The sequence below is a fragment of the Brevibacillus aydinogluensis genome (genome assembly GCF_961514395.1).
Classification (GTDB): Bacteria; Bacillota; Bacilli; order Brevibacillales; family Brevibacillaceae; genus Brevibacillus; species Brevibacillus aydinogluensis.
Genome location: NZ_OY569118.1, coordinates 3981786 through 3997781, shown reverse-complemented (window position 1 = coordinate 3997781; position 15996 = coordinate 3981786). Strand labels below are relative to the sequence as shown.

19 protein-coding genes are annotated in these 15996 nt (G+C 59.1%); all 19 read left to right on the top strand.

Annotated elements, in window-relative coordinates; translation table 11 throughout:
• The first annotated feature begins 72 nt into the window (after positions 1-72).
• The 19 genes from Q7F15_RS19950 to Q7F15_RS19860 all read left to right on the top strand — a co-directional run bounded on the left by Q7F15_RS19950 (position 73) and on the right by Q7F15_RS19860 (position 15901).
• Complete coding sequence (locus tag Q7F15_RS19950; RefSeq protein ID WP_304414832.1) at positions 73-1080, top strand: metal ABC transporter substrate-binding protein; 1008 nt, start codon at positions 73-75, stop codon at positions 1078-1080.
• Between the two features lie 139 nt (positions 1081-1219).
• Positions 1220-1990, top strand: coding sequence for a metal ABC transporter ATP-binding protein (locus Q7F15_RS19945; RefSeq protein ID WP_171567226.1), 771 nt, complete (start codon positions 1220-1222; stop codon positions 1988-1990).
• A 31-nt stretch (positions 1991-2021) separates the two neighbouring features.
• The gene (locus Q7F15_RS19940) at positions 2022-2861 is read left to right on the top strand and encodes a metal ABC transporter permease (RefSeq protein WP_171567227.1); all 840 of its coding nucleotides are present in this window, start codon (positions 2022-2024) and stop codon (positions 2859-2861) included.
• Positions 2862-2891: 30 nt separating this feature from the next.
• Complete coding sequence (locus tag Q7F15_RS19935) at positions 2892-3314, top strand: Fur family transcriptional regulator (protein WP_171567228.1); 423 nt, start codon at positions 2892-2894, stop codon at positions 3312-3314.
• A 306-nt stretch (positions 3315-3620) separates the two neighbouring features.
• A complete protein-coding gene (nadB, locus tag Q7F15_RS19930; protein ID WP_171567229.1) occupies positions 3621-5243 on the top strand; it encodes an L-aspartate oxidase in 1623 nt (540 codons plus the stop codon).
• Positions 5233-6078 (top strand): carboxylating nicotinate-nucleotide diphosphorylase, encoded by an 846-nt coding sequence (gene nadC, locus Q7F15_RS19925; protein ID WP_171567230.1) that lies wholly within the window; start codon positions 5233-5235, stop codon positions 6076-6078. Before nadB ends, nadC begins: the two co-directional genes overlap by 11 nt.
• Before the next feature lie 11 nt (positions 6079-6089).
• Positions 6090-6854 (top strand): type III pantothenate kinase, encoded by a 765-nt coding sequence (locus Q7F15_RS19920; RefSeq protein ID WP_230077615.1) that lies wholly within the window; start codon positions 6090-6092, stop codon positions 6852-6854.
• Between the two features lie 572 nt (positions 6855-7426).
• Positions 7427-7585, top strand: coding sequence for a hypothetical protein (locus Q7F15_RS19915; protein ID WP_171567232.1), 159 nt, complete (start codon positions 7427-7429; stop codon positions 7583-7585).
• A gap of 122 nt (positions 7586-7707) precedes the next feature.
• Complete coding sequence (gene cpaB, locus Q7F15_RS19910) at positions 7708-8436, top strand: Flp pilus assembly protein CpaB (protein ID WP_304414831.1); 729 nt, start codon at positions 7708-7710, stop codon at positions 8434-8436.
• Positions 8433-9836 carry a CpaE/TadZ family protein gene (locus Q7F15_RS19905; protein ID WP_304414830.1) on the top strand — a complete coding sequence of 468 codons (1404 nt, stop codon included), beginning with the start codon at positions 8433-8435 and terminating at the stop codon, positions 9834-9836. The genes cpaB and Q7F15_RS19905 overlap by 4 nt, the downstream gene beginning before the upstream one ends.
• Before the next feature lie 13 nt (positions 9837-9849).
• Complete coding sequence (locus tag Q7F15_RS19900; RefSeq protein ID WP_304414829.1) at positions 9850-11334, top strand: TadA family conjugal transfer-associated ATPase; 1485 nt, start codon at positions 9850-9852, stop codon at positions 11332-11334.
• Positions 11335-11346: 12 nt separating this feature from the next.
• The gene (locus tag Q7F15_RS19895) at positions 11347-12246 is read left to right on the top strand and encodes a type II secretion system F family protein (RefSeq protein WP_171567236.1); all 900 of its coding nucleotides are present in this window, start codon (positions 11347-11349) and stop codon (positions 12244-12246) included.
• Between the two features lie 4 nt (positions 12247-12250).
• Positions 12251-13159 carry a type II secretion system F family protein gene (locus Q7F15_RS19890; protein WP_171567237.1) on the top strand — a complete coding sequence of 303 codons (909 nt, stop codon included), beginning with the start codon at positions 12251-12253 and terminating at the stop codon, positions 13157-13159.
• A gap of 65 nt (positions 13160-13224) precedes the next feature.
• Positions 13225-13401, top strand: coding sequence for a pilus assembly protein (locus tag Q7F15_RS19885; protein WP_230077626.1), 177 nt, complete (start codon positions 13225-13227; stop codon positions 13399-13401).
• Positions 13398-13877, top strand: a complete 480-nt coding sequence (locus Q7F15_RS19880; protein ID WP_304414828.1) for a prepilin peptidase — start codon at positions 13398-13400, stop codon at positions 13875-13877. The genes Q7F15_RS19885 and Q7F15_RS19880 overlap by 4 nt, the downstream gene beginning before the upstream one ends.
• Before the next feature lie 4 nt (positions 13878-13881).
• Positions 13882-14253 carry a TadE/TadG family type IV pilus assembly protein gene (locus tag Q7F15_RS19875; RefSeq protein WP_304414827.1) on the top strand — a complete coding sequence of 124 codons (372 nt, stop codon included), beginning with the start codon at positions 13882-13884 and terminating at the stop codon, positions 14251-14253.
• Between the two features lie 46 nt (positions 14254-14299).
• Positions 14300-14806 carry a hypothetical protein gene (locus Q7F15_RS19870; RefSeq protein ID WP_304415547.1) on the top strand — a complete coding sequence of 169 codons (507 nt, stop codon included), beginning with the start codon at positions 14300-14302 and terminating at the stop codon, positions 14804-14806.
• Positions 14807-14898: 92 nt separating this feature from the next.
• A complete protein-coding gene (locus Q7F15_RS19865; RefSeq protein WP_304414826.1) occupies positions 14899-15516 on the top strand; it encodes a DUF4046 domain-containing protein in 618 nt (205 codons plus the stop codon).
• Between the two features lie 106 nt (positions 15517-15622).
• On the top strand, positions 15623-15901 hold the full coding sequence (locus Q7F15_RS19860; RefSeq protein ID WP_212132601.1) for a hypothetical protein: 279 nt from the start codon (positions 15623-15625) through the stop codon (positions 15899-15901).
• Positions 15902-15996: the final 95 nt, after the last annotated feature.

Genomic DNA, 15996 nt, shown 5'->3' with positions numbered 1-15996 from the left:
CATCTGTCCGTATAATTAAGAACGACATCTTGTAAATCGTAATGATTATGAATTTGGAGAGGACGAGTAAGGATGAAAAAGAGCCTGTTAACTATACTGAGTGTCATCACGGCGGCAGCGCTTGCCGGCTGCGGAGCGCAGGACGCCTCCCAAAACGGGCCCCAGACAGATGCGGGCGCGTCAAAACTGAAAGTATACACCTCCATCTATCCGCTGGAGTTCGCGGCCAAGCGGATCGCCGGCGATCACGCCGAGGTAACCAACATCGTGCCGACCGGCGTTGAACCCCACGATTTTGAACCGACGGCACAGGACATGGTCGGCCTGTCGGGAGCCGATCTGTTCATCTACAACGGCAATGGCTTTGAGGCGTGGGTGGACAAGGCGGTCGAGGGTCTCGACAAAAACAAGACGGTTGTGATCAACGCCACGGAAGGATTGGAACTGCTCAAGGCCGCGGAGGATCACCAGCACGGTGACGAACATCAGGAAGGGAGCGCGGAACACGGACACGAGGAGCACGAGGAAGGAGGCTCGACAAAGGCCCACGAGCACGGGCAGTTTGACCCGCACGTATGGCTCGACCCGACCATGCTGAAGGAGCAGGCCGAAAAGATCAAGGCGGCGCTGGCGCAAAAAGACCAGGCGCACGCGGCCGATTACGAAGCGAACTTCAAGCAGCTGGCCAGCGACTTGGACCAGCTTGACCAGGAGTTTCAGGAGATGGTGGCAAAGGCGCCGAAAAAAGAATTTATGGTCTCTCACAGCGCATTTGCTTACCTGGCGCACCGTTATGGATTGAAACAGGTGGCCATCTCCGGACTTAACCCGGCGGATGAACCGTCCCCTTCCGACATGAAGGAACTGGTGGAGCACATCAAGGAGCACAACATCTCCTACGTTCTGTTTGAAACGCTGGTCTCTCCGAAAGTGGCGGAGGTCATCGCCAAAGAGGCAGGCGTGAAAACAGGCACGCTCAACCCCTTGGAAGGACTGACGGAACAAGAAGCTCAGTCCGGCAAGGATTATCTCTCCATCATGCGCGACAATCTGAACATGCTGCGCATAGCGCTGCAGTAAGAAGACGAGGTTGTCCTCCGAGTGTGCTTGCCCGTGCCGGTGAATGCGAAGGATATGTGTATACTTGAGGATTTTGGCTAATCGTAGTAGGATGAAGGGAGCAAATCTGAATAAATCCGATTTGAGAAGGGATTGTCTTATGGAACGGACGCATCACAAAGAGGCCGTGGTACAGCTCACTTCGGTCAGCTTTCAATACGAAGATAAAGTGGTGCTGGACGACGTCACCTTTACGCTGGAGCGGGGGGATTTTGTCGGCATCGTCGGTCCCAACGGGTCGGGCAAATCGACATTGATGAAGCTGATCCTCGGTCTGCTGCCGGCGACCAAAGGGAAGGTGGAGCTGTTCGGTCAGCCGCTCTCCCGGTTCCGCGACTGGACCAAGATCGGTTACGTCGCCCAGCAGGCTGCCCACGGCGCGGGCGGTTTTCCGGCTACCGTGCGGGAAGTGGTCTCCTCCGGCCTGGTGGGCAAGGTCGGGCTGTTCCGCCGCCTGAAGCCGCACCATCACGAGAAGGTGCGGGACGTGGTGGAACGCGTCGGCTTGGCGGAAAAGCTGGATCAGCGGATCGGCAGCCTGTCTGGCGGTCAGCTCCAGCGGGTGTTTATCGCCCGGGCGCTGGTGGCGGAGCCGGAACTGCTGATCCTCGACGAACCAACGGTGGGCGTGGATCAGGAATCGATCGAGCAGTTTTACGAGCTGCTGCGCTCGCTCAAGGAAGAGAACGGCATGACGATGATGATCGTCAGCCACGATGTGGGCGTGATGACCCAGTGGGTGAACAAGGTGGCCTGCCTGCAGCGGCGGCTGCACTTCCACGGGACGGCGGACGAGTTTGCCCACAGTCACGAGCGCATCTTGCAGCAGATGTACGGCGATACGGTGAAGCTGCTCGCTCATCATCATTGACAATCGGGGAACGGAAAGAAGGAGCATGACCATGCTGGCTGACTGGTGGCAGTATGACTTTTTGCGTTACACCCTGCTGTCCGGGGTGCTGATCGGACTGATTTGTCCCATATTGGGGACGTTTTTGATTGTGCGCCGCCTGTCGATGATGGCGGACGGACTGTCCCACGTGACGCTTTCCGGCGTCGCGGCGGGGATGCTGCTGTCCAAAAAGGTGGCGCTGTTTCAAGCGGTCAATCCGCTGTTTTTCGGCATGTTGTTTTCGGTGGCAGGATCGCTGTTTATCGAGCGGTTGAGAAAGGTATACAAATCGTATCAGGATTTGGCGATACCGATCATCATCTCCGGCGGGCTGGGGCTGTTTACGGTATTGATCAGCATCGCCAAAGGATTTAACGCCGACCTGTACTCGTACTTGTTCGGGAAGATCGTCGCCGTGACCAAGGACGACTTGTATGCGCTGATTGGCGTGGCGGCGGTGGTGCTGGTCACCGTGTTTTTGCTGTACAAGGAGCTGTTTGCCGTCTCGTTCGACGAGGAATTTGCCCGCGTCTCCGGGGTGGCTCGCCGGTCGATCAACCTCTGGTTCATGGTGCTGGTCGCGCTGACGATCGCGGCGTCGATGCGGATTGTCGGCGTGCTCTTGATCTCGGCGCTGATCACCATACCGGTGGCGGCCAGCCTGCAGATTGCCGGCAGCTTCCGCCAGACGATCCTGTACGCGATCGTCTTCGCGGAGATGTCCGTGCTGGTCGGCCTCTACCTTGCTTATCTGCTGGACTGGGCTTCAGGTGGTACCATTGTATTGATGGCTGTTCTCATCTTGGTTGCGGTATTGGGAGTGAAACGGCTGAGGGCCGCTCTGCGGTAAGACCATAGTAAGCGGGAAGGAGCGTTGGCGATGACGGTAGAAGAAGCGCTGCAGATATTGAAAGAAAACGGATACAAATACACCGGCAAACGGGAAGAGATGATCCGCATCTGCGCGGAAGAGAAACGGTACCTGTCGGCCAAGGAAATCATGGAGCGAATCAGGGACCACTACCCCTCTCTCAGCTTTGACACAGTCTATCGCAACATCTCCACATTTGTGAAACTGGGCATCCTGGAAGAGACGGAGCTGGACGGGGAAGGAAAGTACCGGCTGGCCTGCTCGGTTGACGGCCACCACCATCATCACGTGATTTGCACGGTATGCGGCAAGACGTCGGCACTGCCCGGCTGTCCGATGAGCGTGCTGCAATCGATCCCGGAGGAATTCCAGGTGACCGGCCACAAATTTGAGGTATACGGTACGTGCAAGGAGTGCCGGCCGGCACAGTGAGCGGCCGTCTGTACAGGAAAAAAGGCGCGCTCTCTGTAAATGGGACGTAATGGATTGGACGCAAGCGAACGCATGAGCGAAACATGCTGCCTGAAAATGGGCGGCATGTTTTCTTTTTTGCCGCTCCCGTTTTTGGGGGAGCCGGGTAGTAACAAATGTTTTCCGCTGGCTGTAACGAGCGGCGATCGGCCATCTGCTTGTTTATCGGGCGGCATACCGGCTTTTGGCGGCAAACGGGTATTTGCTATAATGAGTGGGACAAGATGTGCCATCTGATCACACGGAAGAGAGAAGGGACACAGCGGCATGATTCCCCGTTATATCGTTGACTTTGACCTGCATACGCTGCCTCGTGTAAAAACGGACGTGGCGGTGATCGGCGCCGGGATTGCCGGGTTGTACACGGCACTTCAGGCGAGCGAGTACGCCGACGTGGTACTGATCAGCAAAAAGGGGCTGGACGACAGCAATACCCGCTGGGCCCAGGGAGGGATCGCCGCTGTGACGGCCAAATCGGACTCCCCCGCGCTGCACCGGCAGGATACGTTGATCGCCGGAGCGGGCCTCTGCTCGTACGCAGCGGTGGAGGTGCTGGTGCACGAAGGACCGGAGCGGTTGAAAGAGCTGATCGCGTACGGTACGAAATTTGACAAGGACGCCCAGGGGCGCTATGAGCTGACCAAAGAGGGAGCGCACAGCAAGCGGCGGATCCTGCACGCCCACGGCGACGCGACCGGGGCGGAGATCGTCCGCGCCTTGTCCGCCCGTGTGCGCGATCAAGCCAACATCACCGTGCTGGAAAACCACTTCGCGATCGATGTGGTGACACAGGACGGCGAGTGCGTCGGAGTCATCGTGCAGAACCAGGAAGGCGGCCTGTTTTTCCTCGAATCAAACGCAACCGTGCTGGCGACGGGGGGAGCGGGACAGCTCTACCGCTACACGACCAACCCCGACATCGCCACGGCGGACGGGATCGCGATGGCGTACCGCGCCGGGGCACGGATCAAGGACGTGGAGTTTATTCAATTTCATCCCACCGCGCTTTACTACCCGGGAGCGCCCCGTTTTCTCATCTCGGAGGCGGTGCGCGGGGAAGGAGCCATTTTGCGCAACACCAGCGGCGAGAGGTTCATGGAAAAATACCACCCGCAAAAAGAACTGGCTCCCCGCGACGTCGTGGCCCGGGCGATCGTGTCGGAGATGGAAAAGACCCATTCGTCCTACGTATACCTGGATATTACTCATGAGTCGGAAGAGCTGATCAAGCACCGGTTTCCGACCATCTACCGGTTCTGCCTGCAGTACGGGCTGGACATGGTGACGGACTGGATTCCGGTGGCGCCCGCCTGCCACTACATCATGGGCGGGGTGCAGACGGATCTGAATGGCGAGACCTCCACCAGGCGGCTGTTTGCCTGCGGCGAGGTGTCCTGCACGGGGGTGCACGGTGCCAACCGGCTGGCGAGCAACTCGCTGTCGGAGGCGGTGGTGTTCGGTCACCGCATCGTTCGCCGCATCCGCGAGCTGACGCCGCTGCCCGAGGTGCGTCCGTTTGCCGCGGTGGAGCCAAAGCGGACATCCCGCAGCGTGGACACGCGGGAACAGCGGGTCCGCTTGCAAAAACTGATGCTGCGCCACGTGGGCTTGAAACGGCATGAGAAAGGCCTGCGAAAAGCGCTGGACGAGCTGGAGCGCATGCAGCAGTTTTGTTACGGAACGTACAGTGACCGGGAATCGTTTGAGTTTCTCAACCTGCTGAATACCGCCGTGCTGACGACGCGCGCGGCACTGCTGCGGGAGGAAAGCCGGGGCGGTCACTATCGCATTGATTTCCCCAACAAGGACGACCTGATTTGGCGCAAGCACATCATCCAATCGATCGGCGAAGGCGTGCGCGAGGAGAGTGAACAGTACGATGTGGAGTAAACGGGAATTGCAGCGCAAAATCGAAGAGTGGCTGCAGGAAGATATCGGATTTGGCGACGTGACTACAATGAGCACCATCCCGGAAACGGCGCAGGGCGTCGGGATTCTGTACGCAAAGGAAGCGGGCGTCATCGCCGGTCTGCCGGTGGCGCAGTTGGTGTTTGAAACAGTGGACCCGACGCTGTCCTTTACCGCGCTGGTGAAGGAAGGGGCCCGCGTCGAAAAGGGGGAGCAGATCGCCGAAGTGAGCGGTTCGGTCCGCTCCATTCTCAGCGGAGAGCGGCTGGCGCTCAACCTGCTGCAGCGCCTCTCCGGCATCGCCACCCGGACCAGCGAGTACGCCCAAGCGGTCTCCGGCACCAAGGCGCGGGTGGTGGATACGCGCAAAACCACACCGGGGCTGCGCATGCTGGAGAAGTACGCGGTCCGCGTCGGCGGCGGTCACAACCACCGCTACGCCTTGTATGACGCGGTGATGATCAAGGACAACCACATCAAGGGCGCCGGCGGCATTGCCCAGGCGGTGGCTTCGGCCCGGGCGGCGGTTCCGCACACGATGACGATTGAGGTGGAGACGGAGACGCTCGACCAGGTGCAGGAGGCGCTGGACGCAGGGGCGGACATCATCATGCTGGACAACATGCCGCTGGACGTAATGAAACAGGCGGTGACGCTGATTGGCGGCCGCGCCGTGGTGGAAGCCTCCGGCGGCGTCACGCTGGACACAATCCGTTCCATCGCGGAGACAGGTGTGGACGTCATCTCCGTCGGGGCGCTGACGCATTCGGTCAAGGCGCTGGATATCAGTCTCGATCTCAATACACGTAAACGGTAAGGGGAACCCGCATGCTACTGGTGATGGATGTCGGCAACTCCAATATTGTCATGGGACTGTATACGGGCGAAGAGCTGCGGCACCATTGGCGGATCGCCACCGACCGCAACAAGACCGAGGATGAGTACGGCATGCTGGTCCGCAGTTTGTTTGACAGCGTCGGCCTGACGCTGGATCAGGTGGACGGGGTGATCATCTCTTCGGTGGTGCCGCCGCTGAATCTGACGATCGAGCGGATGTGCGACAAATACTTCCGCATCAAGCCGCTGATCGTCGGACCGGGGATCAAGACCGGCCTCAACATCAAGTACGAGTATCCCCGCGAGGTGGGCTCGGACCGGATCGTCAACGCGGTGGCGGCCATCCATCATTACGGCGCGCCGCTGATCGTCGTCGACTTCGGGACGGCCACCACGTTTTGCTACGTGGACGAACGGGGACAGTACTGGGGCGGCGCGATCGCTCCGGGGATCAGCGTCTCCACGGAAGCGCTGGTGAGCCGCGCTGCCAAGCTGCCGCGCTTCGAGATGACCAAACCGCCCAGCGTGGTGGGGCGCAACACGATTACTGCCATGCAGGCCGGAATCTACTACGGGTTTGTGGGCCTGGTGGAAGGCATCGTACGGCGGATTATCGCCGAGAACAAGACCCGCCCCACCGTGGTGGCGACCGGCGGCCTGGCCTCGTTGGTCGCAGATGAGGCATCGTGCATCGACGTGGTCGATCCCTACCTGACCTTGAAGGGACTTCGCCTGATCTACGAACGAAATCAATAAGGGGCGTACGCGCAAAGAAACGCGTGCGCAGTGGAAAGAGAAAGCCGCAGCTTCTTCAGGAATGCTGCGGCTTTTCTCTTTTCGGTGGCTTATCGGCAATAGCTTCTTGTTTACATTTGTGATAAGAAATGGTAATGTTTGGCTGATAGAACATGATAGATTTATAAAAGCGGCATTCTTACAAGCATGACGAGTGCAGGAGAATGGCGATGCTCCGGGCGACTGTACGTGTGCAGGGAATCAACGGGGTGAATGAGGAGAAAATGAAATCTGCCAGTTTTATAGTCATGAGAACGATCGCATTTGGAATCGGCCTTACGTTTCCATTTGTATCCGCTCTTTGGAAGATTGTCATATTGATTCTGTTCTTTGTGTTTAGGTTTATAGATATCGAGCGGGAGCGAAAGCCGATTGGCGTCACTACCTTGTTCTTCTTCGGTATGTTTTTGTCCTACGTATACAGACTGTTCTAGCCGCAGCGAGAATTGATTGTTTGTGAAAGGACAATTGCAGAGCGGAGCAGTGAGAATGACTGCAGGGTTGGCGGAACACGTAATCGGGAGGGGAATTTCGTGGGAGAGTGGACCCCTCCGGCGGTTGCCGTTTTGCTTGTGCTGTTACTCCTGGGTATTGTTGCTGCAGCTATAAAAAATCTGTTTACAGATTTTGCAGGGGTTGAAATCGAAGAGGTGATCGAGAAGATGAACGAAAAACCGGCACCAACCGGATAATGAAATCGGTCAGTCCCAGACGTTTTGTCCCCCGTCTGTGCCGCTCCACACCTGGAGCGGCTTTTTTTGTCCCGTTATCCCTTTGTACGCTGATGGCAGCATACAGGAGAGGAGGTTGCGGGATGTCGATACATCCGCTGCGGCTGGTGGCGATCCTGCTGTTGGCAGCCTGCGTGGCGGCCGGTGCGTATCACGTGCTGAAGCCGCACACGATCGCCTACGTCAAACTGCGGCAGGGAGTGGTCAAAGAAAGCGGACAGCGGTTGGAAGCGTCCGACCTGGAGCGGGCGGAGCTTTCGCTGGGCGGCCTGTTTCGCATGCAGTCGTCTCCGGTGCCGGGGCTGATCACGTGGGAGGAGGCGCCGCGCTTCGTCGGCCTGCCCCTGGCCCGCCGGGTAGAGGGAGGCCGGCCGCTGTTGGCCGAGGATGTGGAACGGCCGGGTGCAGCAGGGCAGGAGCGGGCACTGGGTGCATCCATGACCGGCATCAGCATCCCCGTCGACAACGTATCGGGTGTGACTCCCTACGTCGCTGTCGGGGAGCGGGTACACGTGTATGCATCGTTTGAAGACGACGCCGGCGCCCACACGGGGCTGCTTTTAAAAAACATGCCGATCATCGGTGTCCAGCGGGAGATGGAGGGGGATCATCCCCGGCTGAAGGCGGTGACCCTGTCGCTCAGGATGGACGAGGCCGTTCTGCTTACCCATGCGCTACACTACGGCAAAATCCGCCTGGGCCAGGCGTCACCGGCAGACGGGCAAACAGCAGGTATTGGTGACGCGGCGTTTGCCGCCGCCTTGATCAAGACCAAAAAAAGATGGATCGACGGAGAGGAGGAACGTTCGTGAGAAAACGACTGCTGATCGTGGATGACGATCCCGCCGTGGGCAGCGCGCTTGGGAAGCAGTTGGCTGGCAGCCAGTGGCTGGAGCCGTGCGGCCAGGCGGAAAATGTGGAAACCGCCTGGCGGATGCTGCGTGACGTCCGGCCAGACCTGGTGCTGCTGGGCGGGATCAGGGAGGCCGAACGAGGCGTGCTGTGCCAGCAATTTCGGCTGGCGTTTCCCCATTTGGCGTATATCGCCGCATGCGAGCCCCGGGAGCTGGCGTGGGAACCGTTTTTTCGCAACCTGGGCATATGGGTAATCGCCAAGCCGATCCAGCCCGGACAGTTGGAGGCGCTGGCGATGCAGCACGCTTCCCTGCAGGTGCTGCCGATGGGAGGAGTGCAAGCGGGAGGAGCCCCAGCGTTTGCCGCAGAGAGTGGATCTGCGCCCGGTCTTCATGTCGTCGCCGAGGCGAAACCGGTCCAGCCTTACCGGGAAAGCCGCTCGTCGAGCAAGCACCTGATTACCGTCTACGGCCCCAAGGGAGGGGTAGGTAAGACCTTTCTGTCGCGGGAGCTGGCGGTCTATTTTTCCCTGCAAAAGCGGGACGGGCGGCCGCTCAGGGTGCTGGCAGTCGACTTTAACCTGGATTTGGGCACGTTTGCCACGTCGCTCAATCTGCCGCGTTCGCCCAACCTGTTCACCTGGGTGCAGGACATCGATGCCCGGCTGCAGGAACTGGTTCGCCGTCACGGCAAAGATCCGCTGGACGTACGCCCCGAGGAGTGGCAGGAGTATGTCGCGGCCGTGAAGATGCAGCCCGAAGAGGTGGACAAGTACGTCGTTACCTATGAGGAAACGGGCCTTCACGTGCTCACGTCGCCGCGGGACATCCGGTACAGTTTTGAGATTCGCGACTACCACCTGTACCTGATGCTGGAAACGCTCAAACACAGCGCGTACGACGTGATCCTGATCGACACGGCACCCGATACGACGGACGCGACGATCCAGGCGTTGTTTTTTGCCGATCGCGTGGTGATGGTCGGAAATCCCATCGTAGATTCCATTGAAAATATTCAACGGATGTTAAAACTGCTGCGGGAGGCGGAATATCCGGAGGAGCGGATTCAATTGTGCATGAACCGGATGCAGAAGCGGGAGATGTTTACACTGGACGAGATTCGGGCGTATTTTCACCTGCATCCGAGCCAAAAGATCCACCCGATCCCGGATGACGCGGAAGTGAAAAAGTCGATCAACACCGGGACGCCCATGGTGCTTCATCCCGGCAGAAGCGCGGCAAAAGAGGCGATCGAAGCGCTCGGCAGCATCCTGCTGCCGCTGGATTCAGCCAAAAACGACAGCGTCAAGGGAAAAGCGAAAGAGCGGCCCGCCTTGTTGAAATGGCTGTGGCGGTAAGGAGGGAAACGTGATGAATTTTGACCGAAAAACGCTGCTGGGGATTCAAACGGCAGGACGAGAGCGGTTTGACCTGCGATCCCATGTGCGGGAAACGGCGCGCGCGCCGCAAACGCTAAACGAGCGGATGCACATGCAGCAGCCGGTCGGCGACAAGCGGATACCGGCGGAGACAGAGGCGGCCGTCCGGACGCAAATTGTGGAGAAACACGGAAAGCGGCTGTGGGAGGAAAAGCATCAGCCGGCGTATCTGGAGGAACTGTCCCGCGATATCCGCCTGCTGCTGGAGACCAGCACGTCGCTTGCCTCCGCGCATTTGGAAGTCGAGGTGGAGCGGCTGCTGCGCTCGCTGATTGGCTGGGGCCCCTTGGACCCGTTGCTGGAGGACCCGGACATCACGGAAATCCTGTTTCACCGCTACGACCGCCTGGTGGTGGAGCGCAAGAGCACGGGAAGGTTGGAAGTGCCGGATGTTCCCGTGTTCCGGGACGAGGAGGAGATGCTCCGCCTGCTGGAGCAGATCGCCGCCTCGATGGGTCGGGAGTTTAACGAAACCAGGGCGGAATTAAATACCCAGCTTCCAGACGGCTCACGCATCTCGGCAGCCCACCGCTCCATTTCGCCGGACGGCCACATGCTGACGATCCGCAAACACCGCGATTTGCTGACAGAGGCGGACTATTTGGCCTACGGTTCGATCTGCGAGCCGATGCTTCGCTTTTTGCAGTGGGCGGTCGGCTTGTCCCGTGCATCCGGGCTGGTCAGTGGCGGGACGGGGTCGGGCAAGACCCATCTGCTCAATCTGATCTCGCAATACGTGCCGCACCACTTGAGCATCATCACGATCGAGGACGTGCTGGAACTGAAACTGCAGCATCCGTTCGTCCGCCGCTTTCTGGCCAAACCGCCCAACCATGAGGGAAAAGGCGGGTTTTCCATCCGGGATTGTGTCCGTCTTTCGCTGCGCAAACGGCCGGACGTGATTATCGTCGGCGAGGTGCGTGGAGGGGAGATCGTCGACATGCTGTGGGCGATGAATACCGACCACCCGGGCAGCTGGAGCACGGCCCACGCCAATTCGCCGCGTGCGCTGGTTGACTCGACCCTGCCCATCCTGTTCGGCAAAGCGGATGAGACGTACAGTTCGTTGGAGCGCAACTTGATGATCGGTTCGGCACTCGACCTGATTGTGCAGGTCAAGCGGTTCGAGGAGGACGGCAGCCGCAAAGTGGTGGCGATCACCGAGGTGGTGGGAACCGGTCAGTCGCACGAGGAGCTGATCCGGCGGGCCTGCAACGTACGGCAGGTGATCGCAGAACGCGTATATTTGCAGGACATCTACGTGTACGAACCGACAGGGATACGGGACGGCAAAGTGGTGGGAGAGTTCAGATGGACCGGCTACAAGCCGGAGAAACTGGTGCGGCGCTGGCTGGAAAAGGGATTGCGGCCGGAAGAGGCGGAACAAGTCTTTTTTCCGACGCCCATCCCAATGTAGGAGGGACAAATCATGGTCGATATCGGGATGGTGATTGCCGCCGGGGCAGGTACGGGAATCGTCCTGCTGCTGCTTCCCCGCCGTTTCTGGCAGGGGGGATCGGCAGGCAGGCACGCAATCGTCGAACAGCTTCAAAAGGAGCGAAAGAGCGTGTGGGACCGGTTGGATGAGCGGCTGCAGCGGTCGGGTTCAGGAATGGAGGTCCATCAGTACGTGGCGCTGGTCTGCCTGTTCGGACTGGCTGCATACGGAGTGAGCGGGCAGATTTTGCGTTCCTGGTGGCTGGCGCTGCCCGCCCTGCCTGCCGGCATTCTGTTTGCGGAGCGGCTGGTCAGCGTATTGGGAGCGAGGCGCAAAGACCGGTTTGAAGAGGATAACGTAAAGGCGATTCGCCTGATGGCCAGCTCGCTTCGCACCTCTCCGTCCTACCTGCACGCATTTGAAGAAGTGGCGGCCAGTCCGTACGTGAACAAGACCGTCACGGACGAATACCGCCGGGTGGTGGAGCTGCTGCGGGCGCAGGTGCCGCTGGAACAGGTGATGGCTGCCTTTTACCGGCGGACGGGCTCGCCAGATGTCCGTTACTTGTCGACCATCGTGCAGATTCAGCGGGAAATGGGCGGAGACATGGCCAGAACGCTTGATCTGGCGGCGGCCACCATCCTCAGGCGCCGCCAATCGCTGCGCAGGCAGAGGGCGGCGACGGCGCAGATCGTGGCACAGGTCAACGTGCTGAGCGTCATGCCGTTTGTCTTTGTCACCGCCTTGTACGTAAATAATCCGCACCATTTTGATCCGCTGACGGCAACGATTCAAGGACGCCTGTCCATTCTGGGCGCGCTGCTCTCCATTCTGATTGGCGGGGAAGTGATTCGCCACCTCGCCCGCAAAGGCATTCACAAAGGAGGATGACCATGTGTTGTTGATCAGCGCGCTGGCCGGGGTGGCCGTGCTCTTGTTTGGGCTGCCGGCCTGCCTGGAAAAGACGGCTGCGGATGAGGGAGATTTGTTTGGGCGGCTGGAGCGGGAGCGGCAGGCCCATTTGGCGGAATCGTTTCGCCGTCGGCGGTCCTCCTGGACGATCGTACGCCTGTTGGAGCGGCGCGAGCGGTGGCTGGATTGTTTATGCCGATGGACGGGCGTGGACCGAAAGAAAACGGCGGACATGCTCTACCGGCTGCGCTCCCCAATCACGGTGACGGAAGTGGCCCTGGCCAAGGCAGTGGGCGGTGCCGTCTTGCTGGGAGCGGCCTTGCAGCTGGCTGCCCGGCTGTACAGCGGGCGGGAGTGGAGTATGCTGGCTGCCTGGCCGATGCTGGGGGCCGTCCTGGCGTTTTTGCTGCCCACCCTGCTCCTGGAATGGGCGGACAAGCGGGCGAAGGCGGAAATGGCGGAACAGGTGCCGGTCTTTTTCAGCATTGTGCAGGCGCTTGTCGAGGCGGGCATGCCGATACAGGCAGCGGTCAAACAGGCGGCCCGCCGCTTTGACGGGAGGCTGGGACGCGAACTTGCCAGGCTGGAAGTGGAAGAGAAGCGCTGCGGCAGTTGGCGCAAGGCCCTGGAGGAACTGGCCTTTCGCTGGGAGGTGGATACGCTGACGGCCATCGCCTTGGAGATCAACGAGGCGATCAGCAAAGGCGTCAGCGTGGCTCCCATGCTGGCCGTCCTGGTGGAGGAGCAGGTCCGCCAGCAGGAAGATGCGGTTTCCGCCCACATGAATCGGCTGAGCGTCCGGCTGCTGCCGTTTGTAATCGTGATGATGGGCGTCCCTTTGCTGTACCTGGTCATGGGGCCAGCATTCATGGGCATTGGCGCGCGGCTGTAATTTTTTTTTGCGGTGCCCGCTGTCTTTTGTCAGAGTGATAATACACACCGCAAAGGAGGGATTGTATGTCGTTCGTTCGAGAATACGTGCGCAGATTTGCCCGGGAGGAGGATGGCGTCACGATTGTGGAGATGGTCATTATCATCGCCGTCATCCTGATCCTGATCATCCCCACGCTGGCTACCCTGGGGGAAGCGGAGGACGCCAAGTTGAAGGAACTGGAGGAAAAGCTCAGCAAATGAAAGAGGCGGTCTTGTTCGCCCTGCTGGCGGCCGCTGCGTGGTCTGACTGGCGCTGCCGCAAGGTGCCGAACAGGTTGACCATGCCCGCAATGGCCGCTGGTCTGCTTTATCAGTGGCAGAGCGGAGCGGGATGGCTGGCGTTGGGCGGATTGCTGGGGGCGTTTTTGCTGACGGTCGGGCCGGTCGCGGTGCGAGGCATGGGGATGGGCGACCAGAAGCTGCTGATGGCAGTCGGCGCCTGGACCAGTTGGGCGGAGGTGTATCCGCTGTTTTTGCACTCGCTGCTGCTGTGCCTGGCAGTAGTCTGCTGCCGTCCGAAGACGTGGCGGCGGCTGCGCTTCAATCTGCACGGACTGGCGGCGGGCTGGACCGCGCATCGGCAGTTGTGGCTGCCTGGTCGTGCAGAATCCGCCCTTGTTTTTCCCTATGCGGTTTTCCTGCTGGCCGCTTATTTGCTGCAGCCGGCCTGGAGGTAAGCAGATGAAAAAACGTTGGAGCCGTTTCGTATGGGACGAGCGTGGCAGCCAGCTCCTGGAGTTTGTACTGGTGTTTCCGCTCGTCTGGATACTGTTTGTATTTACGTTTGACCAGTTTACCATTCTCTACAACCGGCAAAAAGCGCTGGAGGCCGCCTATGAGGCCGGGCGGATCGCCGCCGTGCAGCCCAATTACGGATTGGCGCAGTACCACGCCAGGGAACGGGGCGAGGCGGAGCTGGAGCAGGGCATTGGCATGACGTGGGGGGAGGTGCGGCTGTCGCTTACGGGCGGGACGTGGAAAAAGGAAATCACGTCGAGGCGAAGGCGACGATCGCATTTCGCCTGCTGGCATCCGGCACGCCGCAGGAAGTGACGGAAAGCTACCACGTAATGATCGAAAACGCGGAGGAAGGAAGTTGATGCGCTTGCGCGGGATAAGCGAGCGATTGGTTGATGAGCGCGGGTCCATCACGTTGACCGCGCTCTTTTTTCTCCTCTGTCTGGGCGGACTGGTATCGCTGCTGCTGCTCACAGGCCAGGCGGGATTGTTGAGCATGCAGGCGCAGCAGACGGCTGACATCGTGTCCAAAGGGGCGCGGGCTGCAGGAAAGTGGGTGTACATCGACGATGAGGGCAGCAAGCGGACGTATCTGTTTGCCACGACGAGGGAAGCGAGGCGGAACAAGGCCGACATCGTTCGCGGCGCGAGGGAGGAGGCGGAGATTCTGTGGCGCCTGAACAGTCCGGCCATCAAACGGCGGGCGGATGAAGCAGTGATCATTCATCAAAAGGGAGAGCAAAAACATTTGTACCGGCAGGGCATTTATCACGTACGCGTGGAGGTTTTCAGCCGACTTCCCCTCCTGTGGCAGGAGGTCGAAGCCGGGATGGACAGAACGTCCCAGTCGGGCATCTATGATTTTTGAACCAGATAAGCGCGGGTGAACTGTTATTTTTGTCCTATTTCTGCATGGTAACGTAACAATATATTCCAGAAATGGGACAGGAGTGAGGAGCAGTGCCGTCAAGAATTGTCGAACGGTACAAGCGTATTCTCAACGGAGAACAGAAGCGCTTTTCGCCGTACGAATTTGAAGATGCACAATACCGCAAGCAAAAAGTGCAGCTTGTCTTGCGGTACGCGATCGAACAGGTAAAAAAATGGACACCGGAGCAGGCGCGGAAGGAGATGAGCATCAAGGACGTCAAGGAACTGAAACTGCATCTGGTCCGCGAGTACATCGAGCCGCCGATCGAGGCGAAGCCGCAGGACGTCTACTACATGGTCGAATACGCGTATCCGTACCTTCCGCGAATGACGGAAAAACAAAAGGTGCTGTGGGTGTACCGGGAAGTGCTGGCGGGCGTCCGCCGCCACTTTCCACCGCTGTACTTTCAGAGTGTCAAGGGGGAGGAACGGGCCAAAATCTGCATTGACTACATGTGCCGCGAACTGATGAAGCTGCAGGACCTGCGGCAGCTTCCCCGCATCTTCGGAAAGACGGAGCAGGCATACAGCCTGCTGAGAAAGTACAAGCTGAAAATCCTGGTCGATACCCTGTATTTCTCCCCTTTCGACATGATCACCGACATGTATCCCGAACTGGCCGATCCTGAATTGTGGAACGAACCGTAAAATTTATTTGCGTCCATGCGCTGTCTTTTCATACGGTAAAGGTAGTTTCATAGGCTTATAAGCACATGAAACGGCCGTATGTTGGTGAGAAAAGGAGGCGTTGCGCATGGCAACAGTAGAAGCTCACCACAAATGCTCCGCAAACGTGGAGCTGCTTTTGGGCAGGCGAGTCCGCTACCAAAAGCACAAACCCGGCAGGCATCTGTCGCTGGACCGCATGCCGCAGGGTTTCTTCCAGATCGAGTCTGTGCACCGATTTGGAAGCAGAGTTGTACTCAATGACGGGGCAGTGACGATGGAGAGTGCTCCAACCGTCATGGAGCGCGGGGGAAGAATCGCTCTTCTGCTCGCGACGGGAGAGGAACTCTACTTTTACGTGGAGTAGACCTCTCGGGATTCGCCTTGCACGGGTGCGTGCGAGGCGGATCATCCCCCATTTTTCCGATATGGAAAAATAATTTGACGAAGCGCGAGAGATGT